Source organism: Tahibacter amnicola (genome assembly GCF_025398735.1).
GTDB classification, from domain to species: domain Bacteria; phylum Pseudomonadota; class Gammaproteobacteria; order Xanthomonadales; family Rhodanobacteraceae; genus Tahibacter; species Tahibacter amnicola.
The window spans coordinates 1,664,816-1,687,990 of record NZ_CP104694.1 but is presented as its reverse complement, the minus strand read 5'-3'; the positions used below and the strand labels follow the sequence as shown (position 1 = coordinate 1,687,990).

General features: G+C 65.2%; 15 protein-coding genes. 6 read left to right on the top strand and 9 right to left on the bottom strand.

All coding sequences use genetic code 11. From position 1 onward, the window contains the following. Positions 1–35 precede the first annotated feature (35 nt). A complete protein-coding gene (locus tag N4264_RS07025) occupies positions 36–1,316 on the bottom strand; it encodes an NTP/NDP exchange transporter (protein ID WP_261696351.1) in 1,281 nt (426 codons plus the stop codon). Positions 1,317–1,391: 75 nt separating this feature from the next. Between N4264_RS07025 and N4264_RS07020 the strand changes: the two genes are divergently transcribed. From N4264_RS07020 to N4264_RS07010, 3 genes are all read left to right on the top strand, one after another. Further along, positions 1,392–2,192: an MOSC domain-containing protein gene (locus tag N4264_RS07020; RefSeq protein ID WP_261696350.1), complete on the top strand. Its 801-nt coding sequence runs from the start codon at positions 1,392–1,394 to the stop codon at positions 2,190–2,192. Between the two features lie 79 nt (positions 2,193–2,271). Further along, positions 2,272–3,873 (top strand): GMC family oxidoreductase, encoded by a 1,602-nt coding sequence (locus N4264_RS07015; protein WP_261696349.1) that lies wholly within the window; start codon positions 2,272–2,274, stop codon positions 3,871–3,873. Between the two features lie 207 nt (positions 3,874–4,080). Further along, positions 4,081–5,040: a hypothetical protein gene (locus N4264_RS07010; RefSeq protein ID WP_261696348.1), complete on the top strand. Its 960-nt coding sequence runs from the start codon at positions 4,081–4,083 to the stop codon at positions 5,038–5,040. 323 nt (positions 5,041–5,363) lie between these two features. On the opposite strand, the gene N4264_RS07005 is transcribed toward N4264_RS07010, so the two are convergent. Then, the gene (locus N4264_RS07005) at positions 5,364–6,338 is read right to left on the bottom strand and encodes a beta-propeller domain-containing protein (protein WP_261696347.1); all 975 of its coding nucleotides are present in this window, start codon (positions 6,336–6,338) and stop codon (positions 5,364–5,366) included. A 572-nt stretch (positions 6,339–6,910) separates the two neighbouring features. Here N4264_RS07005 and N4264_RS07000 point away from each other — a divergent pair. After that, positions 6,911–10,129: an Ig-like domain-containing protein gene (locus N4264_RS07000; protein ID WP_261696346.1), complete on the top strand. Its 3,219-nt coding sequence runs from the start codon at positions 6,911–6,913 to the stop codon at positions 10,127–10,129. Positions 10,130–10,566: 437 nt separating this feature from the next. Here N4264_RS07000 and N4264_RS06995 read toward each other — a convergent pair whose 3' ends face one another. From N4264_RS06995 to N4264_RS06965, 7 genes are all read right to left on the bottom strand, one after another. Beyond that, positions 10,567–11,424, bottom strand: coding sequence for a GNAT family N-acetyltransferase (locus N4264_RS06995; RefSeq protein WP_261696345.1), 858 nt, complete (start codon positions 11,422–11,424; stop codon positions 10,567–10,569). 512 nt (positions 11,425–11,936) lie between these two features. Further along, a complete protein-coding gene (locus N4264_RS06990) occupies positions 11,937–12,875 on the bottom strand; it encodes a hypothetical protein (RefSeq protein ID WP_261696344.1) in 939 nt (312 codons plus the stop codon). A 16-nt stretch (positions 12,876–12,891) separates the two neighbouring features. Next, a complete protein-coding gene (locus N4264_RS06985) occupies positions 12,892–13,725 on the bottom strand; it encodes a hypothetical protein (RefSeq protein ID WP_261696343.1) in 834 nt (277 codons plus the stop codon). 225 nt (positions 13,726–13,950) lie between these two features. Beyond that, on the bottom strand, positions 13,951–16,854 hold the full coding sequence (locus N4264_RS06980) for a TonB-dependent receptor (protein WP_261696342.1): 2,904 nt from the start codon (positions 16,852–16,854) through the stop codon (positions 13,951–13,953). Positions 16,855–16,978: 124 nt separating this feature from the next. Then, positions 16,979–17,968: a helix-turn-helix domain-containing protein gene (locus tag N4264_RS06975; RefSeq protein WP_261696341.1), complete on the bottom strand. Its 990-nt coding sequence runs from the start codon at positions 17,966–17,968 to the stop codon at positions 16,979–16,981. Between the two features lie 147 nt (positions 17,969–18,115). Further along, a complete protein-coding gene (locus N4264_RS06970) occupies positions 18,116–19,480 on the bottom strand; it encodes a TolB family protein (protein ID WP_261696340.1) in 1,365 nt (454 codons plus the stop codon). Further along, positions 19,477–20,223: a winged helix-turn-helix domain-containing protein gene (locus N4264_RS06965; protein WP_261696339.1), complete on the bottom strand. Its 747-nt coding sequence runs from the start codon at positions 20,221–20,223 to the stop codon at positions 19,477–19,479. The genes N4264_RS06970 and N4264_RS06965 overlap by 4 nt, the downstream gene beginning before the upstream one ends. Before the next feature lie 558 nt (positions 20,224–20,781). On the opposite strand from N4264_RS06965, the gene N4264_RS06960 reads away from it, so the two are divergent. Continuing rightward, positions 20,782–22,140, top strand: a complete 1,359-nt coding sequence (locus N4264_RS06960) for a serine hydrolase domain-containing protein (RefSeq protein ID WP_261696338.1) — start codon at positions 20,782–20,784, stop codon at positions 22,138–22,140. A gap of 211 nt (positions 22,141–22,351) precedes the next feature. Then, entirely contained in the window at positions 22,352–22,972 is a 621-nt protein-coding gene (locus N4264_RS06955; RefSeq protein WP_261696337.1) for a GPP34 family phosphoprotein, read from the top strand. The last annotated feature ends 203 nt before the right edge of the window (positions 22,973–23,175 follow it).

Here is a 23,175-nt window from a genome sequence, read left to right as displayed (position 1 = left end):
GGGATCACTGCAACGGACGGCGGGAGTGTAAGGGGTCAGGCGGGGCGGTTAACGTCCGGTTGCGGATTCGCACCCTTGAATTCACCCGCCCGCGCCACACGCCAGCCCAGCCAGGCCATGGCACCTGCGATACCGGCGGTCAGCAGGGCGATGTGGCCAACCCCCATGCCGAGGCCGCGCAGCAGAGTGATGCCCGACGTGGTGGCCAGATCACTCAGGCGCCAGACGGCCGTGTCGATAAAGCCCTTGCCCTTGTAGCGGCCTTCCGCACCGATCTGCGTGTAGATCGTATCGGCGGCCGGCTTGAACACACCGTAGCCCGCTGCCCGGGTGACCAGGGCCACCAGGATGATCCACTCGCCGCCGATGAGCGCCAGACCCGCCAGCATCACGGTCTTGATCACCCCGTCCAGGAGCAGCGCGGCGGCCGGACCGGAGCGCACCAGGATGGCGCGGGTGAGCGTCGTCTGCAGCAGGATCTGCAAGAGATTGGTGCACAGGTCCAGCTTGGACGCGAATTCGATGCGCAGTTCCCGGGTCGGAAATTGCGCGCCGATGAAATCGACCTGGAAGGCATAGATCACCGTGCCGACCAATTCCGCCAGGAGGGTCAGCACGGCCATGCGCCGCAACAGCGGATCGCGCAGCGTCCCGATGATGCCGGCCAGGATGCTGCCGCCGATCACCCGTTCTCCCCGCGTCGTGTCACCGTCCACGGGATGGCGTCGCGACCATTCCGACAGAAACAGGATGCAGCCGATACACACCGCAAGGAACAGCGCGGACATCACCAGCAGCCCCGAGACCCCGATCCGATGGACCAGGGCGCCGGTCATGTAGGGTCCGACGATGGCACCCAGCGCACCGCCAACGGCGATGATCGGAAACAGCCGGCGTGCCTGACCGGTATCGAAGATGTCGGCCATGAAGCTCCAGAACACGGCGACAACGAACAGGTTGAACACACTGACCCAGACAAAAAATACCGATCCGAGCACCTTCGCACCGATCACGTCCTGCATCTGGAACAGCGGAATGAACAGCAGGACGCAGCCCAGGAAGAACAGGTATACCGCCGGCACGAAACGGCTGCGTCGCCAGCGCGCGGCCAACATGCCGAACACCGGCGTCAGCAACAGCGTGGCGAGAAACGTGGCCAGGAAGAAGATCGGCAGCTGCGTGGACCCGACCGCCGCCGAGAGCTGCTCACGCACCGGGCGCACGATGTAGTACGCCGCCAGCACGCAGAAAAAATAGGCGAACGAGACGCCCAACGCAGTCCACTCGTGCCGTTCGACCGCAATCCGTTTCGTCACGCGTGATCCGCTGAATGGCCCTGGTTGTGGCGGCGCAAGCCTAACCGAATCGACCGGATCGCGCATAATCGGCGGATGAAACCGACGCTCTCCGAACTGCACCTCTATCCGGTCAAATCCTGCGCGCCACTGCCATCCGCGTCAGCCACCGTCGAAAAGCGCGGGCTCATCCACGATCGCCGCTGGATGATCGTGGATGCCGACGGCAAGTTCGTCACCGGCCGCCAGCACGCGCGCCTGCCGCTGCTGCAGGCCGAACCGGTCGCCGGCGGGTTGCGCATGAGCGCGCCCGGCATGCCGCCGGTGACGGTCGCCGAGCCCGCCGATGGTGCGCGTTGCGCAGTCAACGTCTGGCGCGACTCCATCGACGCCGTTGCCGCCGACAGTACCGCGTCCGAATGGGTCAGCCGCTTTCTTGGCCAGCCCGCCCGTCTGGTATTCATGGATGCGGCAGCGCGACGTCCGGTCGATCCAACGTACGCGCAGGCCGAAGACGAAGTGAGCTTCGCCGACGGGTTTCCGGTGCTGCTCATCTCCCAGGCGGCGCTTGACCACCTCAACGCGCGCCTTGCCACACCCATTTCGATCCTGCGCTTCCGGCCCAACCTGGTGGTTGACGGCACTGCGCCCCACGCGGAAGACCAGTGGCGCCGGGTCCGCATCGGCGAGGTCGAGTTCGATGTGGTCAAGCCCTGCACGCGCTGCGTGTTCACGACGGTCGATCCGGCCCGCGGCGAACGCGACCCGTCCGGCGAGCCACTGCGGACGCTGACCACGTATCGCCGTTCCCCGTCCGGCGTCACCTTCGGGCAGAACCTCATCCCGCGCGGCAGCGGCGTCATCCACCGCGGTGACGCGGTCCACGTGCTGGATTGAGCGCGATGCTGCAGTGCGATGGAGCATCTGCTCTATGCACCGGGCCTAGCCTCGGGTGCGTCCTCCCCAGGGCTGTTACATGACCTACGACTACATCATCGTCGGCGCCGGATCCGCCGGCTGCGTGCTCGCGCACCGACTCAGCGAAAACCCGCGCACGCGGGTCCTGCTGCTGGAGGCCGGCGGACGCGACTGGCATCCCTTCATCCACATGCCGGCGGGGCTGGCCAAGCTGGTCAGCAACAAAAGCGTCAATTGGGACTATTACACCGAGCCGGAGCCACAGCTGCAGAATCGCCGTTTGTGGTGGCCGCGCGGCAAGGTGCTGGGTGGTTCCAGCTCGATCAACGCCATGTGCTATATCCGCGGCGATGCGCGCGACTATGACGAGTGGGCCGAACTTGCCGGCGATCCGCGCTGGCGCTGGGACGCGGTATTGCCAAGCTTCCGCCGCAGCGAATGCAACACACGCGGGGCCAGCGAACTGCACGGTGGCGATGGTCCGCTCTGCGTATCGGACCTGCGCCACACCAATCCCCTGTCGCAGGCGGTGATTGATGCGGCGACCAGCCTCGGCCATACACCCAATCCGGATTTCAACGGCCCCAGCCAGGCGGGTTTCGGCTACTACCAGGTCACCCAGAAAGACGGCGCACGCTGCTCGATGGCTGCCGGCTACCTGCGCAGTATCCGCGGTCGCCGCAATCTCACGGTGCTGACACGCGCCACGACCGAACGCGTGCTGTTGAGCGGAACCCGCGCCACCGGTGTGAAGTTTCTGCATCGCGGCGTCTCGCGGACAGCCGAAGGCGGTGAGGTCATCCTGGCCGGTGGCGCTATCAATTCACCGCAACTGCTGATGCTCTCGGGCGTGGGCCCGGCCGACGCGCTGCGTAGCCACGGCATCGCCGTCAGCCACGATCTGGCCGGTGTCGGCGAAAACCTGCAGGACCACCTCGACGTGTGCACGCTGGTGCGCTGCACGCAGTCGATCACCTACGACCGGACCAACGATATCGCCATAGCCCTGCAATTCCTGCTGCGCCGCAGTGGCATCGGCACATCCAATATCGCCGAAGCCGGCGGGTTCCTGCGTTCACGGCTGGCGACGGACGAGCGCTGCGACGTTCAGTTCCACTTCGTGCCGGCATTGCTCGACGACCACGGTCGCAACCGCCTGCCCGGTTTCGGCTACACCCTGCACGCCTGCGTACTGCGCCCCAGGAGCCGCGGCCATCTACGCCTGCGATCGGCCAATCCGGCAGATAAACCGCTGCTGCAGCCACTCTACCTGAGCGATCCCGAAGGCGATGATTTGCGGCGCATGGTGGAAGCCGCGCGCATCTCGCGCGAGATCCTGGCGCAGAAGCCGTTCGACAAATACCGCGGTGACGAGATTTTTCCCGGCACCGGCGCAGCGACGCAGGCAGACCTGGAAGCATTCATCCGGCGCAAGGCCGAATCGATCTACCACCCCATCGGAACCTGCCGCATGGGCCGCGATCCGATGGCCGTGGTCGATCCGGAACTGCGTGTCCACGGCCTGGAGGGGCTGCGCGTGATCGATGCCTCCGTCATGCCTAACCTGCCCGGCGGCAACACCAACGCGCCGACGGCGATGATCGCCGAACGCGCGTGCGACTTCATCCTGCACAAGGACGCGGCCGCCGCGGCCGCGTAGCGCGAACGCGGCAACCAGTGGGCGGCACCGCAGCCCACTCAGTCACTCCGAACGCCCCTTCACGCCAGCAGTTGCCACGGGTGCATCATCTGTGCCGCAAATCCGCCGGCTGAGCTGATCAGGACAACCACGATTCGGAATTTTCCCAGCAGACGCCGGGCACTTCGCTGATATCGCATGACCAGCTCACGTGGAATAGTCCAATTCATGAGCTACCCACGACACCACATCGTCCCAGCCGGGGAATCTGGCTACTTTCACTGCATCTCTCGCTGTGTCCGACGTGCATTCCTGTGCGGTGATGACCCCTATTCCGGGCAGTCATTCGAGCACCGCAAGCAGTGGGTGGAGGATAGACTGCACGAGCTGGCCACTATCTTCGCCGTTGGCGTTTACGCCTACGCCGTGATGCGCAATCACGTCCATGTAGTGGCATACGTGGCGCCACAGATCGCTGCGACATGGTCAGCGGAGGAAGTCGCCGAACGATGGCTTCGCCTGTGCCCGGTGCGCTGCGGCAAGGTCGTCGATCAGGATGCGACGGCGATCAAGGCCAGCCATATCGCGGGCGATCCCGTCCAGGTGGCACGCTACCGGGAACGTCTCGCCTCCCTCCCCTGGTTCATGCGCTGCCTCAACGAACCTATTGCGCGACGCGCCAATCGCGAAGATGCCTGCACAGGGCGGTTCTGGGAGGGACGTTATCGTTGCCAGGCATTGCTGGACGAAACCGCGGTGATCGCCTGCATGGCGTACGTCGATCTCAATCCGATCCGCGCCGGCATCGCGCAGGACCTGCGCTCCTCCGAACACACGTCGATCCGACGCCGCCTTCAGCACGTCGGAGCCTCTACCCTGCTGAGCCCCGTTGCCGGCTGCGCGGCGCACACACTGGGGATCTCCGCCATCCAGTACGTCGACCTGGTGGATTGGACAGGGCGGCAGCCTCGTCCCGACAAGCGGGGGTCCATCCCCGGCAACTCTCCCAAGGCACTTCAAACAATCGGTCTGACGCCCGAAGCATGGCGCGCAGAAGTGCTCACGATCGAGACACGTTATTGGCGAGCGGTGGGGTCACTGCAGGCCCTGCTCGACAAGGCTCGGTCGATGGGACAGCGCTGGCTCAAAGGGGTGGGGTTGAAGCGTTCATGCGTACGCTGTAGCTAGGTCCGCGAACACTGCACCGGTTTACGGCCGCAAAAGCGGCATCGCGCGCGTGCTCGCCTACCGAGACTGACGCTATCGGATGCCGCAATCACCACTTCGCAGCACTCGCGGCTGCTGTGACACCCCTTATGCACTACGAAAATCCCGAATCATGGATGGCCTTTTCATCTCTGCTCGGAAAATTCCGAATCATGGATGGCCCTGTCACTTCGTTTCGGAAAGTTCCGAATCATGGATGGCCCCGTCATTTCGCTCGGAAAGTTCCGAATCATGGACGGCCCCGTCACTTCGTTTCGGAAAGTTCCGAATCATGGATGGCCCCGTCATTTCGAGCCATCTCCGTACACCGCGATACTCCCGATGTAGCCCACGTCCTGCCCGCCAACACGCTGGTAGGAGAAGACGTATATCTGCTTTCCGTCGGCGCTCGGGCTAGCCTGTCGATGGGACCAGGCTCCGTGGGAGAGGCGTTGCGGCAAGCCACCGTTCGTGGCAATGCGCCATAGATGCAGCTGACCGGCGGTCGCCTGGCGATTTGAACTGAAGTAGACCCAGCGTCCGTCGGCGGACCAGATCGGATAGACGTCGTAGTCCTTGCTTTGCGTCAAGTTGCGTTCACGGCCGTCAGCGAGGTCGATCGCGACGATCTCGGAATTGCGCACGGGCTTGCCGCCGGGTGCGGCAGCCGGCTCCCAGAATACGCGACGGATCAGAAGCTGCTTGCCGTCAGGCGACACCGAAGGGTAGGAACATTCGCTGCCGCAACGCGTGTGACGCTGAAGATCGCTCCCATCGCTTCGAACGCTGTAAATGTCGACACGGTCTTCGCCCTCCGGCGCGCTGACCGCGTCGGTGCGTGGTTCCGTGGACGGTCGCTCGGAGTTGAAGTAGATGCGCTGCCCATCCGGACTCCAGCGCGGATGTCCTTCCCGCGACGGATGGACGACCAGGTGTCGGCGATTGCCGCCTGCGGCGTCGACCACGAAGAGATCATCTTCGCCATCGACCCTGGCCGTGAACACAACCTGCCTGCCATCCGGCGACCAGGCCGGATAACCCGGCTCGTCGTTGCCGTCAACGAACACGGCTACATCGCCGTCGGGCAAACGGCGCAGATACAACACCTGCCGACCACTGCGATCTGAGCTGAACAGCAATCGCGTACCGTCTGGGGAGATGGCCGGATTGCGGTCCGAGTGCGCCGTCGCCCACTGTGCCTCGGCCGGCGCCGGCGTCGCGGCCTCCGCCCTGCACACCGCGCAGGCAACTGCCACCGTCATAGTCAGCGCGAATCGCATCGACGATCTCCGCCTGGCTGCAGAAGTCGCCCGATTATGCAAAAGCAAGCAGGCCCGCACCGTTTGTCCAGGGCGAGGTGAGTGCATCCTGCGCCAGACCGACTGAAATGGTCTTCCGCAGCCAGGGCCAATCCGGATCTCCCCCTGGACGGCGCAGCGCCCAGCGACAGTCCGGCGACCACGGGCGCCTCCGCTGCCGCGGAACTGATTGCGGCACCACGCCACGGAACAGGCGATTAGGCGACGCACTGTGCCAGCTCCGCAAGAATGCGAAACCTATCAAGATGTCCTTTTTCGCCAAATTGCAAACGCACGCTCGCATTCGAAAGTACTGACGCATGCGATCTTTCGCATGGGTTATGGCTATGTGACATAAATCCACCTTCGCGCTTGACCCTACCGGCCACGCGGATTACTCAAGCGTCCGACTGTGGTCGCACCGGGCCGCCCCCCAGTCACGCGCAGCGCATCAGCATGGTCCGCAAGCAGTCGGGACGGCGCCTGTGCGCGCGCTTCTTCGTCCCGCAGCCGGCCCTCGTCGGTTGCGCTCATTGAATGTGGAGGGTGATTCGATGCACCGACGTACATGCCGTGCGGCGTTCGCGCTCGCGGGTCTTGGCTTGCTGGTCCTGGGACAAGCGCAGGCGCAGTTGCTCGTGGAAACTGACAAGGGAGCGGAGGAGGAATTGGCGATCGAGGAGCGCCGCGAATGGTTTATCCGTTCGCGCGGGCTGGACGAGGCGCCAAACGCCAATGCGCTGCGACGCCAGTCAGTCGAGCAGTTGCAGCACACGCTCCGCTTGCGGCCACCGGCACTGCTCGCCGACGAGCCACGCTGGCAACCGATGGGCCCGGAGACCATGACGATGCTGGGCTGGCCGATGGGCCGGGTGGCTGGGCGCGTCAGCGCCCTGGGCGTACATCCCGTCGACGAGAACACGCTGTATCTGGGCACGGCGGCCGGCGGCGTCTGGAAAACGCTCGACGGCGGCTCGAGCTGGCAGTCGATCTTCGACCAGGTCGGCACCCTGACAATCGGCGCCGTCGTGGTCGATCCGACCGACCCCAACCGAATCTGGGTCGGCACCGGCGAACACTATTCCAGCTGCTCGGGCTACTTCGGCCAGGGTCTGTACTTCTCCAGCAATGGCGGACTGCATTTTTCCGCCCGCAACGGCGATGGGGCCCATGCGCTCGGCAGTTCCTTCATCAACGCCGTGGCGGTGTCGCCCGGCGACAATCGCATCGTACTGGCCGGTGGCGACGGCCAATGCAATGAAACCGGCACCCTGTCGGGCGCGGCCATCTACCGATCCACCGATGAGGGCGCGCAGTGGAGCAAGGTCGCCGACGTTCCCGGAAAAGTACGCGACCTTCTATTCGATCCGCGCAACGGACAGATCGTGCTCGCCGCGGTGCAACGCAGTGGATTGCACAAGTCCGTCGACGGTGGCCAGACCTGGACGCGCCTGACCCAGGGATTGCCTGCTGAAGCCGACAGCAGCACCGTTCGGCTGGCGATTTCACGCTCCCACCCCTCGACGTTCTACGCCCTGGTCCACAAGACCAACTCCAACCTGGTGGGCCTGTATCGCAGCAACGATTCCGGCGAAACCTGGCTGCTTGCCAATCCGGATACCTGCGAAGGGCAATGCAGCTACAACCTCACCCTCGATATCCACCCCACCAATCCGGACATCGTTCTGATTGGCACGATCCGGCCGGCCTTGAGCACCAATGGCGGCACATCCTTCGCGATTCTCACCCAGGACTGGGGCAACGCCCAGGAGGTCCACCAGGACACGCACGTCGTGCGATTTTCCCGTACCGACGGCAACCGGTTCTGGGTTGGCAGCGATGGCGGGCTTTGGCGCAGCGACAATGGCGGCGGCAGCTTCCTCAATCGAAACGGTAATCTGAATATCACCCAGTACTACGATATCGCGGTCGATCCCACGAACGGCGAGCGGATGTTCGGTGGTGCGCAAGACAACTCCTCGTCAAGCCGCACCGCCAGCCAGGTCTGGGACGTCACGGTAGTGACCGGGGACGGGTTTCAAAATGCGATCGATCCCGCTGACACATCACGCGTGTTCCAAACCAGCTACCCCTGGGGCGGTCCGTCGATCTACCGTTCCAGTAGCAGCGGTGGTGTCGGTTCGTTCACGCGCTTGGCCAATATCGGTATCCAGAGCGATCCGTTCCCCTGGATGACGCCGCTGGCCATTGTCCCGCGCACGCTGTTTATCGCTGCCAACGGGGTATATCGCGCCGATGCGACACAGACCAGTTCCTCGCAATTCCGGTGGAGCAAGATCTCCGGCAATCTCAGTGGCTCGACCAGTACGCGGCAGGCCATCCGTGTCATGACCCCGGCGCGCAATGATCAGGTGTCGCCGCTGCCCATGTACGTCGGTACTGAAACGGGGCGCATCTGGATGTCGCCGGATGTGCTGGCGGCGGCGCCGGAATGGGTGGAAGTCACTAACAACTACCCGGGTGGCCAGGTGTCGGATATCGCGGTCGATCCGATCGATGCGCAACGCGTATTTGCGACACGCGGCGGGTTTGGCTTGAACCGGCTCTACCGCTCGGTCGATGGTGGCGCCAACTGGCAAGCGGTGGGAGCGGGCTTGCCGAACGTACCGGCCAACGCTGTGGCGATCGATCCGACCAACCTGCAGCACATCCTCGTCGGAACGGACATCGGTGTGTACGACAGCATCGACGGCGGCACCAGCTTCGCGCCATTCATGCTGGGCATGCCGTTGGGAATGGTTGTGCAGGACCTGGAAATCAGTGGCCCGCCCTACTTCGTCTATGCCGGCACGTACAGCCAGGGCGCCTGGCGCGCACCGCTGGTCGTGCCAGCCGTTGGCGTCACCGCAGACGCCTACGCGGGCAGCGAGGACGCGGTACTGACCGTGTCGGCCGAACAGGGCGTGCTGGCCAACGACGACGGCAGCGGTCTGCAGGCCCTCCTCGAAGCACCTCCGCTGCACGGAAGCATCAGCCTGCACAGCAATGGCAGCTTCGTCTACACACCGGGAACGCACTTCTGCGGCGCGGATCATTTCCGCTACCGCGGTATCGGTCCAGCCGGATTCGGTGTCGGGCAGGTCAGCCTCGCGATCGCGTGTGTCAGCGACCCACCGGTCGCCAATACCGACCTGATGTGGGCGCATCCGGGCCTGGTGACCAACACGCTGGCCAACGGCGAGAACAGCCTGCTCGCCAACGACACCGACCTTGACCTCGGTGACAACCTGAGACTAGACACCACGCCGGTCATCCCTCCGTCCCGTGGCATCCTCACACTCGAATCCGACGGCAAGTTCACCTACCGCTTCACGCAAAGCGGTGACGACAGTTTCCGCTACCGCGTATGCGACAGCAGCAACCTGTGCGCGGAAGCCGACGTGAGCGTCCGCATGAATCACGCCCCCACCAACGCCTGCCTCATACCGCCCCAGTGGCTGACCGAGCAGGACACCGTGACAATCAACCTGGCGCCATTTTTCCGCGATGTGGACGAAGGCCAACCATTGCGCTACGCCGACAGCGGATTGCCGGCAGGGCTCCGTCTTGGCGCATCGGACGGAAAGATTACCGGCACCGTAGGCACTGGTGCCGCCACCACCTCGCCCTACGACATCCGCTTCTGGGCCATCGACCCATCGGGTGCGTTTGCTACCCAGGTCGTACGATTCACGGTGCTGGCGCGTAGCGACCTCCTGTTCCGCAATGGCTTTGACGCAGTAACTGCGCCAGTCTGCTCACCGATACCGTAAGCCGCAACCACCGCTTGTCGACGATGTCTGCCTATTCGGCAGGCATCGTCACCACGGCTTGCGAAGGCAACGACACCTATTCTTCCCGCGCACTACCCGTGCTCGCTCCAATCGGAAAATTTCAAATCACGGTTGTCCATGTCTGTCGCTGGCCGTTCGGATCAGGATGACCCGGTTCGCTTTGAGCTAGGAAAATTCCGAATCGTGGATGGCCCGGTTCTCCCTGTTCTCCCTAGCTCGGAAAATTCCGAATCGTGGGTGGCCCGGTTCTCTCGGATGACCCGGTTCGCAGCGTTTAAGCTCGGAAAGTTCCGAATCTTGGATGGCCCGGTCCGCTGCGGAAAGTTCCGAATCTTGGATGGCCCGGTCCGCTGTGGCCCGGTCCGCTGTGGCCCGGTCCGCTGTGGCCCGGTCCGCTACCCGGTCCGCTGCTGCGGTTACGTGCGAGCCAGCACGGGAAACTGGCTGGGGCCAGGAGGCAGTTCCGGGAAATTCCGCAGGAACAGATGTGCGCCCGCGTCGAGGTGAGCCTGCGCGTCCGGCCAGCAGTGTTCGGGGGTGAACCCGAAGGCGATGCGGTGGATCGGCTCGTCAATCAGGTCTTCGATATGCGATCGCAGGTCAAAACGCCGGGGCGCCACAATGTCGTCGATGCGCAGGACGCCGTCCTCGACGGCGCAGAAAACCATGGCGCCATTGGGCAGGCGTCGCAGCGGACGTGCCAGACCATTGGTGACGTACCAGTCGGAGACGGTCCGATGGTAGCCATGGGCGCCAAAGCGCGTGGTGACGGGTATGGCATCGACGCGTTCTGACAGCATCGCCGCTATCGGGTGGTCCATGGCGTTCACGCGCTCGGCGGGTCTGGCCGAGGGGCGCGCCGTGCACTGCGCCGTGAACTGGTATTGCGCAGCGGGTACAAAACCGAATAGCGGGTAAAACCGGCTGACCGTTGGGTTGGCAAACAGCAGGACCGGACGCGTTCCGCAGTCTTCCAATGCGGATTCCACCACCCTGCGCGCGAACCCCTTGCCTCGCGCTTCCGGAATGCAGCCGACGGCGCCGAACTGGCAGGCGGCGAGCATCTCTCCGTCTACCAGGATCCGCATCTGCGTGACGGAGGCATTTGCCACGATGACGTCGTCCTCGTACAGGGCATAGGCGCAATAGCTGTCATCCCAGTTGCCGCGATCCATCCATGCATCGAACGAGATTCGGGGAAATACACGCGCGACGTAGGCGCTGAACGCGTGCCGGTGTGAGACATCGCGGTGGGTGATCCTGACCAAAGGCATGGCGTCGCTCGCGAGGTGGGAAATTCGAATACAGGCGCTCGACGCAACGCGGTGCAAGTATCGCCGTACTGAAGCGCTCGCTCACTGTATCAGCCCTCGCGCTTCCGGCAGTTACCCTTTCGGCGTGCCCGCCTCAGTCGAGGCGATTTCGAAAGTGCTGGGCGACCCGCACGCCTGGGGTTCCAGATCAGCGGCGGGTACCGCATCAAATCCGGACGGCGCGCTATTGCAGGCACCCAGCGGCGCCAGGACGACGAGTAACACGCCGGTACGAATGCACGCTGCGACCACGCCAGGCACGAACCGGAAGGAAGGTGTTGGAGCGATAGCCAAGCCGCCGGGGTGTAGGCCTGCCCCGCAGGCGTACCGGAATGCACCTGTGCCGTCGCCTGCGCCTGTCGCCAGACTCACTCAAGGCGATCTGAGTCACCGGCTGGTGGCGCCTCGCGCACAGCGCAAAGAAACGGCGGGATCCTTGCGGATCCCGCCGCTTCACTTCCGTGTGCGCCGAATCAACGGTCAGCGCTGACTTCCGTGTAGGCCGCTTTTTCTTTTCCCATGTCCACGTAGAACATTTCGCCGGCTTCGCCGTTGTTCGGCGTCACCGCCACGCGCAGGGCGGGCACATGCACGAGCGATTTGCCATCGAGCACGGGCCGCAGCACGACGGCGGCGCGCACCGTGGCGTCGGGCGATTCGTTGGCGGCCACCTTGGCAGCGACTGCCTGCGCCAGTTCCTCGCGACTGCGCAGCGCGAACTTGCGCAGCTGCGGATGCAATGCCAGTCGCGGCCAGCTGACGGCGGCCGATTCCAGCTCGCCGTCATGGCGCGAGACCAGGCGGGCGTTGCTGCCGTCGACCAGGATGCCGCCGACGCTGCGCGACACGGTGGTGATGTAGCCATGCGCCACGCTGGGGCCGTTGACGAATACGCCCTTGGTGTTGAAGCGCGAGTCCTGCTGGGCCAGCACCGAGGTGCGTAGCTGGCTCAGCTCGGCGGACGGAATGCCCAACCGCGCCAGGACCGATGCGTGCGCGCCGGACACGGACGCCAGTGCTTCGCGCGCTGCGGGCATGGCGAGGGTCGAGGTGGTAGGTTCGCCGCCCAGACGGTAGCGGGCGCGGCCGATGGTCGGGTCCACCGAGACCTGGGCTTTCACACCCTCGGCGTTGACCGCTTCGCGCAACGCCGTGACGGTCAGGACCGGCGTCGCTTCGAAGATCCGCGGGGAAGCGAGCGCCAGCAGGCTGGTGCGCAACGCTTTTTCGTCGTAACGCGGCAGTGCGGCCAGCACCGTCGCCACGCGCGAAGCGGCGGGACCAAGGCGGACATCGCTGGCCGATTGCAGGGATTGCGGCGCCAGCGCCTGCGCGGAGCCGGCCAGGCAAACGCCTGCCACGGCAAAGAACATCGCCACCGCCGGACGACGGAACATTTTCGGGCTATTCATGGGCTTCCTCCGGCGATCACGGCAAGACCTGGCCGCCATTGGACTGGCAGCCACTGACGAAGTACGAGGTCATCACGACCGGCTGCATGTCCGGCCAGTCCGACCAGTAGCTTTCGTCCAGCGTGTATTGCGCGGACCAGTCGGTATTGCCGAAGGCCAGCGATACCGGGCAGACGTCATGGCCGCCGGTGTACCACGGTTCGTTGTGGTACATGTTCTCCACCCACGCACGGCCGACACCCTGGCTGGAGTAGGCGTCTTCGGCCAGCGCACCGTACTCGTTGACGAACATCGAGCCGATGTACATCAGTCCGTTGAAGCCGGTGACCACGTGCACTTCGCCCGTCGCCGCCTGCAGCCATTCATGGCGCTGTTCCCAGCGGATGCTGTTGCAGGAGGACGTCTGGAAGAAACGTGACTTGCCGCCGGAGGCCGGACCCAGGCGCATCTGGTCCGGGTAGATGCGGCAGTTGCCCTCTTCAGCCGTGTGCAGGTAGCCGAACCAGCCGCGCGAGTTGAATCCGCCATGTCCGCAGAACAGGCTGGCTTCTGCCGCATCGACGCCGTCGGCGCTGTTGTCGACACCCCACGCCACGGCAGCCGGGTCGGCAAACAGCGAAGCGCGGACCTGCGATTCGTTATAGGTCTTGCCGGCCCAGCCTTTGCGCATCATTCCATTGCGCCATGCATCGCACATGTCATCCCAGTAGGTGCGGGTGGTTGCCGGACACGTGGCATTCCATTCCGTGACGGCGTAGGTGCGCGCCTCGTTGGCGGCCGACACCATCGTCACCGGTGCTGCGAGCGCCACAACGCCCAGCAACACGCGACAATCCTGTCGTCGAAACATTTCGCTCTCCTTTCACTCGAATTCCGGCCGCTCCATACGGCCGGCGGCGATCCTAGGAAAGGCGTGATCCAATTCACAAATGTTTTTGGAAAGCAGTAGGAATTCGCTGCGATCGCGTAGGAAACGGAAAGAGTGCGCGCCGCGCCGTCATGCGACGGAAACGCGGCGCGCAGAGCAAGCAGCAGTGGGTCACGACGGCCCCGGCGCCGGGGCCGCCGCGCAAGCTCAGAACTTCACGCTGACGCGGGCAAAGAAGTACCGGCCGACGGTGTCGAACGTCACCGGATCGGTGTTCGCGTTGACGACGTTGTTCTGGTAGAGGATCGGCGGCTTTTTGTCGAAGACGTTATCCACGCCAACGTCGATGCGCGTGTTGATCGGTTCAATGGTGTAGCCCGCCTGCAGGTTGTGGTAGGTGCGCGCGCCGTAGTCGACCACGACATTCTTGAACGTGCCGTCCGCGCTGTCGCCATCCGGACGCAGGCTGCCGAGGCGGAATCCCCCGACATAGCGCATGGTCCAGCTGGCATCCCAGTTGCCCTTGTCCCAGCTCACGGAGCCCAGCCCGCGCCAGCGCGCGAAGTTGCCGATCTGCCGGTTGAAGTGGCCCGCACCGTAGATCACACCGGTCGGACGGCCGCTCTGGTCGAAAATCGTCTGGTTGTATTGTGCGGTGTACGTCGCATCGACGCCGAAGCGGAAGTTGCCGAAGGCCGTTTCCGGCAGACGATACTTGACGCCCAGGTCGACACCCTTGGTATCAATGCGGCCGAGATTGAGGGTCGGCTGGTCGATGTAGAACACCTGCCCGTCGGCGGCGAACCGATGAATGAACTCGCACAGATTGCCCGAGGTATAGCACTGCTGCGCAATCGTGTTCACATCCAGCGCGGTGATGTTGTCGTTGAGCGCGAAACGCCAGACATCCATGCTCGTGGACAGGCCATCGAGCCAGTTCGGGTCGTAGACCACGCCCCAGGTGAAGGCCTTGCCGCTTTCGGGCTGCAGGTGGGCGTTGCCGGTGACCAGGCCGGTCGTCTGGCCGTTGAGCGGTCCGCCGAACGAGCCGTCGCGCGGCACGAACTGGCAGGCACGGTCGATGTTGGCGTTGACGCCGACAGGCACGTCCAGCCCGATGCAGGGATCCTGGAACGTCGGCGAGTTGGACGCCGGTGCCGCAAACAGGTTCGAGATCGTCGGGGCACGGAAGACTTCCGCAATCGTTCCGCGCACCAGTACGTCCTCGACCGGTCGCCATTCGAAGCCGATCTTCGAGTTGGTCGCGTTGCCGAAGGTCGAGTACCTGGAGAAGCGCGTGCCGATCGTGACATTGAGCGACTGGGCAAACGCCACGTCGCGCAACACCGGCAGGAACACTTCCGCGTAGGCCTCCTTCACGTCGAAGTCGCCGACGATGGGCGAGGTGCAGGTTTCGTTGGCGAGGTAGCAGCTGGTGTAGTCCGGGCCGATCGCGGTATTGAGGAAGCTCGGCGCGAAGTTCTGGTATTCCTTGCGATAGGAAGCGCCGACGGCAAGGCTTGCCACGCCCGCCGGCAGCTCGAACAGCTCGCCATTGGCGTTGAATTCCGCTTCGCGCTGGATCAACGTCGTCGTGTTCTTGAACTGTGCGCTCAGCGACTGGAACCCCTCGGGCGTCAGCGAGGGGTTGAAGGGATTGATCGGAATGCAGCCTGCGATCGTGGCATCGGGCGTACCGCAGTGGGCTACGCCAGCGGAATCGATGTACGAGGGGCCCAGCGCCGCCTGCAGGCCGGGCCGATACAGGAAGCCCGAGTTGGAGGAGACCTGGGAGAAATGACCGTAGGTGAAGCTTGCGTCCCACTGCCATGAGCTATCGCCGAAGCCGCCCCTGAGACCCATGTTGAGCTGGTCGGTGCTCACGCCGAACCCGGTACGGCGATTGCCGAGCGACTCAAGGCGCAGCAGCAGATTGCGGCCCGTGTCGTTGTCGCCGTTACGTCCGAAATCGATGTCGAACGGGTTGTACACGTTGTCGGCCGATATGAGCACGTTGTCGGTGCGGGCGTCGAACGGCAATGGCGCGATGGCCGACGACGAACTGGTCTTGTTGTGGAAGGCTTCGAGATAGGCCTCGACGCTGTCCGTCAGGCGGTAGTTGCCGACAATGAAAAGGCTGGCGCGCTCCTGCGGGGTCATCACGCGATTGGCGACGGCCTGGAAGTTGTAGGCATCGTCCGCGCCGCGGAAGCAGCGATAGTCGTCCAGCGAGTCACCCGCCGCACCCGGGATGCGCGTGACCGAGCCGCCATTGGAGGCGTTGGTGCAGCCGAAGGTCGCCAGCATGGCGTCCGGCAGCACGATGCGGCCGCGTGGCGTGCGGCTGGATCCGGCCGGCGATGCCACGCCGGACGACAGGTACAGCGCGTCCTTGGCGAAGTCGCGATCGACCGCCAGCGCCTCTTCCTGCTTGTTGTAGTTGGCACCCACGAGAATGCTGCCGCGATCGCTGGTATGCCCGAGCGTCATGCTGACGCCGTGACGCGCTGCGTCGTCCTTGCCGGAAACACCGTAGTCGACCGCCACCTCGGCGCCCTGGTAGTCGCGACGCAGGATGAAGTTGACCACGCCGCCGATCGCATCGGATCCATAGACGGCCGAGGCACCGTCTTTGAGCACTTCCACGCGTTCGACGAGGTTGATGGGAATGGCATTGACGTCCGGCGACGGACCGGTGAGGCGACGGCCGTTCACCAGGATCAGCGTACGCGCGGGGCCAAGGCCACGCAGGTCGATCGTCGAAGCACCGTTGCCACCACCGTTGTTCACCTGCGGATTGGACGCGGTGGCGCCGCCGGCGATCGCGGGCGTCTGTTGCAGCAGGTCGCCGACCGTGAGCTTTCCGGTCTTTTCGATCTGCGATTTGTCAATCACGAACACCGGGCTCGATGTCTCCATGTCAACGCGGCGGATATGCGTGCCGGTCACCACGATCGTTTCGAGCTTGTCCGAACTGTCCGACGGAGCCGGGCTCTGCGCCATCGCCGGCAGCGCCGTGCAGCCCAGGATAGCGGTGGCGGCCGCACCGGTGCCGGTGAGCGAGCCACCTAGCGCCGCGCGCACCGCGCGAGTCAGCGTGGGTCTGTACATGAATCTCTCCTGTATCTTTGAATAAGTCGACAACGCCGCATCGCGCCCGTGGTCGAAGAGGACGGCCACCCTGCCGGCCGGCCGCTGCTACGCCGACGAATCGCATCCGCCCGGCACCGTGACGTTAAAAATCTGTAGCGCCTGCGAGTTGCCGCCAATTGGCCGACCGCGTTGCGGAAACTGCGTGCAGCGTCAATTCGCCGGCATCGCAACGTTGCAGGCGCTGTTTGCGGGCACTGATGCCGTGCGAACGGCGCAGCGCGGCGGCGCTGATGCCGAATCGCTGCTTGAACAGCCGCGAGAACGCACAGCGGTTCTCAAATCCGCTGGCAACCGCGATCTCGCTGATGGCCAGCGCGCTGGCGCGCACCAGGCGTCGGGCCCGTTCCAGGCGACGATCAACCAGGCAGGCGTGCGGCGTCTCGCCGTAAACGGCGTGGAACGCACGGATGAAATGCCAGGGCGAGTAGCTCGCCATGCGCGCCAGTTCCGGCACGTCCAGCTCCTGCTCGCAGTTGGCAGCCATGTGATTGCGCACGCGCTGCAAGCGCAGGAACACGTTGCGTCGTTGCGCCAGCGTGCGGCCCGGGCAACGCTCGACCATGGCGTCGAAGCCGGACTGCAGCTCGAGGATCTCCGCCAGAAAACGGTCGCAGGCGCTCTGCAGCGGGTAGTCGCTGGTGCGCGACAGGGCCTGCCGCACGACGCCGACGGCGAGCCGCCGCAAAGCCGGTGGCGCCCCGTGCCACGCGGGAACCAGGGCCGTCTCCGACAGGCTCACCGCACCCGCACGCGACAGTGCACGACGCCAGCCGTTGCGCTGGGCCAGCAGCGCCAGCCACAACACGCCCGACCGGCCGCCGGCCTGGATCCGCTGCTCGGGCTCGGACACCATCAGCTGGCCCGGTTCCAGCGCGAAGCTGGTTTCGCCGCTGGCGACCTTGAGGCGACCCCGCAACGGAATCCAGATTCCGCCGACGCCCTGGCAGGCGATCGTCGCACCGCGACCGGCACCGACGGCCACCGCCAGTCCGTCGCCGAAGCGCTGGGCAAAGGTTTCACCCGGCCATTCGATCCGTGCTCCCACACGCAGGGTCTCGCTGAAGATCTTCATTGCTGCCTCCCACTCCGATGGACTGGGCTGCAAGAAGTACCGGCGTGGTGTGCGCGAATCCCGAGGCGATGTGATTTCCGGCTGAAGTTGTACTTAGGTTGCGGCGAAATTTCGCCGAGATCGTTGCATCCGTGAGCAGGAGCCGGACTAGGGAGGGCGGTCGCGCACGAATCGCACAATGCCGATGTCGGTGTCGTTCTGCGTCCAGCGCGTGACGACCAGACGGCGTGCTTCGGCGCTCAGTGCGAAATTGTCCGGGTCGATCGCCGCAGTGGTGGTCCACGCGACCGAGGACGCGCCGTCGCGAAAGTCGCGCCGGACCAGGTTCACGCCATCGGCGCCATCGCTTTCGAAATACCAGGCGGCACCATTGGCCACCCGCCATTGGCGTCGCCCGTCGAGGCTTGCGACCAGGGAGTCGGTTCCTGCTGCCGGCGAGAGCCGCAGGATGTCGGGGCTGTCGCGACGGGCGTAGTAGATGTCGCCGCTGCTCGCATCGATACCGGCGGCCGCGACATTCGTACGCAGCAGGTGCGCGCCAGGCCCGTCGGCCGGTTCGATCAGCAACAGCTGGCTGTCAGCGGCGGTGTCGGCCACCACCAGATAGCCGCTGCCCGGGGCGTAGGCACCGAAGCGCACATTCACTTCCGGCGGCGAAACCGTGCGGTGCGCCTGGCTGGCCAGGTCCACCTCGACCAGCTCGCCCCGCCCTGCTACACGATGCGTGACAAGCAGCTTGGCGCCGTCCGTGCGCCACTGCGGCTGAAAGTAGAGCGAATTCGGTCGCGTGGTCAGCGGCAGGCTCTGGCGTGCGGCCGCGTCGTAGAGCCACAACTGCTGGCTGCCGCTGCGGTCCGAGATGAAAGCCAGGCGCGTGCCTTCCGGCGACAGTGCCGGATCGCTATCACTGCCGGTGGATGGCGCGATTTCGCGCAGGGCAGCGGTATCGCTGCCGACCACGACACCGTCCATGCGCGAACGGGTTTTCGGAATCTCGTAGGTCAATGCGGGTGCACCGGCCGTGCGGTCGTGCGCCAGGTCCGGTGCCTGCGCGGGCGCCACACCCAGTGGTGTGACCGGGCCACCGTCGAGCGGGACACTGTAAAGCGCCGTGATGCCGGCGTGATCGGACGCGAACACCAGGCCACGTCCGTCGGGAAGCCAGTCGAAGCCGCGGATACGCGCGGCGACGTCGGTCAGCCGGCGAACCTGCCCGGTCTGCCAGTCGGCCAGGTAGATGTCGCTGTAGGGAAGCAATCCGCGCCGGAACGCGACGGTACGGCCATCGGGCGAGAAGCGCGGCGCGTCGTCGTGCGCGGCCGGATCGAACTGGTAGTGGAAATCAACGAACCCGCCTTCAGCGCGCAGCGCACGCAGGCGCGCCGGATGGCGGCCGTCGCCGCCGGCGGCAATGAAAATGCTGCCGTCGGGTGACCAGTCAAATCCGGCATGCCACGCCTCGTCGCACGTCCCGCGCGTACGCTCGGGCCCACCCAGCGCATCGACCGTCACAAGCTCGCAGGCACCGTTCTGGTGGCGCAGGAAGGCAATCTGGGCACCATCTGCCGACCATACGGGCGAGCGCTCGTGGCCGAGCCCCGCGTGGGCGTAAAGGTGGCCGCGGCGGAGGTACCTCGTACGTAGATGCGGGTCAGGCCGGTTTCCGCATCCTGTGCCACATAGGCCACGCGCGAGCCGTCCGGCGACAGATGCGGTGCGAACTCCGCGCCCGGCTCGGCGGTGAGGATCTGCGGCGTCGCAGGCACGGGCAAAGGCAACGGCATTGCAGCGGGCGCCGGCATCCGCCGCAACAGCAGGTAGGCCGCCGCCATGATCAGTATCAGGCCCGTGGCGATTGCCCCGGCCAGACGCACCCACCCGGCGGTGCTACGCCGCCGCAGCGGCGGCGCGGATGGCACCGGATCGACTTTCGCCGGCAGGTCCCAGCACGGCTCCGCGAGCAGGCGATAACCCACGCGCGGTACGGTCTCGATGACCCGCGGCGCCGTCGGATCGTCATCAAACAGACGGCGCAATTCCTTGACCACCTGGGTGAGCACGTCCCCGTCGCCGGCCCGGCCATGCCAGACCCGCAGCAGCAACTCATCGCGTGTGCGGGTATGGCCCGGTTCACGCGCCAGCTCCAGCAGCACCGCCAGTGCCTTGGGCGTGATCCGCCGCGTGTCGTCTCCGTCGATCAGACGCAGCGCACCCACGTCGATCCGCTTGCCGGCGACGCGGAGTGTGCGGTTCACGCAGTCATCGGTGAGCGCGACAGGGAGCATTCCGATATCACGAAGGTTTTCGTAGATAGCAGGGTGCCACAAATTGCGCGCAGTGCGAAGCCTGCGAGCAAGGGTCGCAACATGGACCATTACCGACCGGTTGGCCCTGACCGGATTTCGCTCCGCGATCGCACTCCATACACGCGGATGAGTGCCGTCAGAGCAAAAAAAAGCCATCGCAATCCACTTGCGATGGCTACACGTCACCAATGGGATAGCCACATCTGAAACGGGGGGATGTGGCGGGACCAGTGTCGCGTTTTCCGGCCAGGCAGGGTTTGCCGCAATTGCGCGAGTGGACCACCCCGCACCCGCCTGCGGATTTCTGCACCGTGCCGCGCCAGGGGAAGTGGCCCGGCTCGCACTTTGCAGGGGGCAGTCCGTTGTAGATGCCTTCGAACTGCACCACAATCGGCGCCAGCACGACCAGCCGTTGACCACAATGCCTTATCTTCCAACCGGTAAGCCGCGTTTGCGCGCCATCGCCTTCCGTCCGAACCGTCACTACACCGTTGGGCCGGGCCGGACATGCGTCTGAAGCGATTCCTGGTCATCGCCGCGTGCCTGATCCTGGGCACAGTGTCTATCGGAACGGTATCGGCGCGTACGCCGACCAAACGCGAAGCCGCCAGGGCGCAGGCAGCGGCGACGCAGCGGGCCAAGGCGAAGGCCACCAAAGCCACCAAGGCGCGCGCGACCAAGGCCAAGGCCGCAGCCGTACCAGCCGCCGCGGTGGTGCTTGCCGCGCCCGCGCCCAACGCCGGGCTGACCGCCGCCACCGAACTCAACGCCTGGCTGGATGCCGTGGAAGCATCGGGCCAGGTCGCCGGCCTGGCCGTGGCAGTGGTCCAGGGCGATCAGGTCCTGCTCCAGCGCGGCGTGGGATTTGCCGACGCGGCCAACCGCACGCCCGTGACGCCGTCGACCGTATTCCGTCTGGCCTCGCTGTCGAAGTCCTTCGCCGCCACGCTGGCCGGCATGCTGGTCGACAAGGGCTACCTCGACTGGCAGACGCGCGTGGGCAGCATCCTGCCGACGTTCGCCCTCAAGGACACCAGTGCCGCGGAGAAGCTCAGCATCCGCGACATCCTCAGCCATCGCGTCGGCCTGCCGCACAACACCTACGACCATCTGCTCGAGCAGGACCAACCCTACCCCGTGCTGGTCGATCGTCTGAAGGAAGTGGATCCGATCTGCGGCGTCGGCGACTGCTACAGCTACCAGAACATTGCCTTCAGCCTGCTCGGCGATGTCACCTACGCCGTCACCGGTGACTTCTTCTACCACCAGGTCGAGAAACGCATCTTCCATCCGCTGGGGATGACCACGGCGACGTACGGGCGCGACGCCCTGGAGTCCAGCCCGGAGTGGGCACGCCCTCACACGCGCCGCGGACGCAGCTGGGTGCCGTTCCAGCCGCGCGAGAGCTACTACCACGTCGCTCCGGCGGCCGGCGTCAATGCCAGCATCAAGGACATGTCCAACTACCTGATCGCCCACATGGGCGGCCGGCCGGACGTGATCCCGCCTCAGTTGCTCAACACCCTGCACACACCCGTGGTGACCACCCCCACGGAAATGCGCTCTTCGCCCTGGCGACGCGGGCGCCTGCGCAATGCCCAGTACGCCCTCGGCTGGCGTGTGTACGACTACGCCGGCGTCAACCTGGTTTTCCACGCCGGCGCCGTGCAGGGCTACCGCGGCATCATCGCGTTCTTCCCGGAGTACCGCTTCGGCACGGTCATGCTGTGGAACTGCGAAACCTCGCTGCCGACGGGCCTCCTGCCGATGCTGCTGGACCGCTACCTGGGCCTGCCCCAGGTGGACTGGGCGGGAATCGAGATCCTGGAACGCACCCGCGTTGCCAACGGCGGCGCCGCGCGCTGAAGCCGCGGCACGGTCGACTATCGATCGCATAGCGGACGCGCCGGGCGGTTCGTGGCCGTATAGAGGTCCAAACCCCGCTCCAGCGGCCTGGACGGATCACCGCCTGTCCGGCGGACGCCGCCGTCACGCCGCCAGCCACCGGTGCACAGGCGCCCGACGGTCCCGCCGTCATATACTTTCCTCGCTCAAGCCGGGGTGAGCGGGGTTCGTCGTGCTGATTGCCGAGCGCTTCCTGATGTTGGTGCTGGATCCGACGCGCGGCACCCTGGCGCTCGCCCGCCATGACGAGGACACCGCCAGCCTGTGCGCCGCCGGGCTGCTGCTGGAGCTGGTGGCGCAACGCCGGCTGGTGGCTTCGCACCAGCGACTGGTCCTGGATGATTCGCTGCCGCCAAACCACCCGTTGCTGGGTCAGGCGGGCGCTGTACTGGGCAGCCTGGTCCGGCCGGACGCGGCGACAGCCATCGCCCAGGTGGCCCGACGCGTGGCCCACCTGCCGCGCACGTTGCTCGACAGCCTGTGCCGCCGCGACCTTTTGCACCGGTACCGCGACTGGAAGTTCTGGCAGGCCGACTCCCTGCGTTACCCGCTGCGCTCGCGCCAGGCGCTCAATGAGGCCGTGCATTCACTCGAAGCAGCCACGTCGGCCCCGAGCGACCTGGGTGGACTGGGCCTGATGGTGCTGGCCGATGTGGCCGGCGTGCTTGCCCACCACCTGGACGCGCTGCACTACGATCACGCCAGCAAGGCGTTACTCACCCTCAACTACGCCATTGAGGAAGACACGCCGCGCGGCGCCGCCGCACTGATCCGCAGCGCCCTGCTGATGTGACGAATTGTGACGTGCACCGTCCGGGTACGACGGATGCCATTGCATCGATGAGTGACGGGCCTGGCGAGTTGTCAGCCTTGGGCCCCTGACTAAAAGAAAGAAAAGGCCGGCGAGTGCCGGCCTTCAGTCGCTGACTAAAAGAAAGAAAAGGCCGGCGAGTGCCGGCCTTCAGTCGCTGACTAAAAGAAAGAAAAGGCCGGCGA

Bases quoted from the DNA above. Each gene is read 5' to 3' on its own strand.
- N4264_RS07000 (WP_261696346.1), top strand. From the start codon at position 6,911: ATGCACCGACGTACATGCCGTGCGGCGTTCGCGCTCGCGGGTCTTGGC.
- N4264_RS06975 (WP_261696341.1), bottom strand. From the start codon at position 17,968: ATGAAGATCTTCAGCGAGACCCTGCGTGTGGGAGCACGGATCGAATGG.
- N4264_RS06960 (WP_261696338.1), top strand. From the start codon at position 20,782: ATGCGTCTGAAGCGATTCCTGGTCATCGCCGCGTGCCTGATCCTGGGC.
- N4264_RS06995 (WP_261696345.1), bottom strand. From the start codon at position 11,424: ATGCCTTTGGTCAGGATCACCCACCGCGATGTCTCACACCGGCACGCG.
- N4264_RS06980 (WP_261696342.1), bottom strand. From the start codon at position 16,854: ATGTACAGACCCACGCTGACTCGCGCGGTGCGCGCGGCGCTAGGTGGC.
- N4264_RS06985 (WP_261696343.1), bottom strand. From the start codon at position 13,725: ATGTTTCGACGACAGGATTGTCGCGTGTTGCTGGGCGTTGTGGCGCTC.
- N4264_RS07010 (WP_261696348.1), top strand. From the start codon at position 4,081: ATGAGCTACCCACGACACCACATCGTCCCAGCCGGGGAATCTGGCTAC.
- N4264_RS06990 (WP_261696344.1), bottom strand. From the start codon at position 12,875: ATGAATAGCCCGAAAATGTTCCGTCGTCCGGCGGTGGCGATGTTCTTT.
- N4264_RS07015 (WP_261696349.1), top strand. From the start codon at position 2,272: ATGACCTACGACTACATCATCGTCGGCGCCGGATCCGCCGGCTGCGTG.
- N4264_RS07005 (WP_261696347.1), bottom strand. From the start codon at position 6,338: ATGCGATTCGCGCTGACTATGACGGTGGCAGTTGCCTGCGCGGTGTGC.
- N4264_RS07020 (WP_261696350.1), top strand. From the start codon at position 1,392: ATGAAACCGACGCTCTCCGAACTGCACCTCTATCCGGTCAAATCCTGC.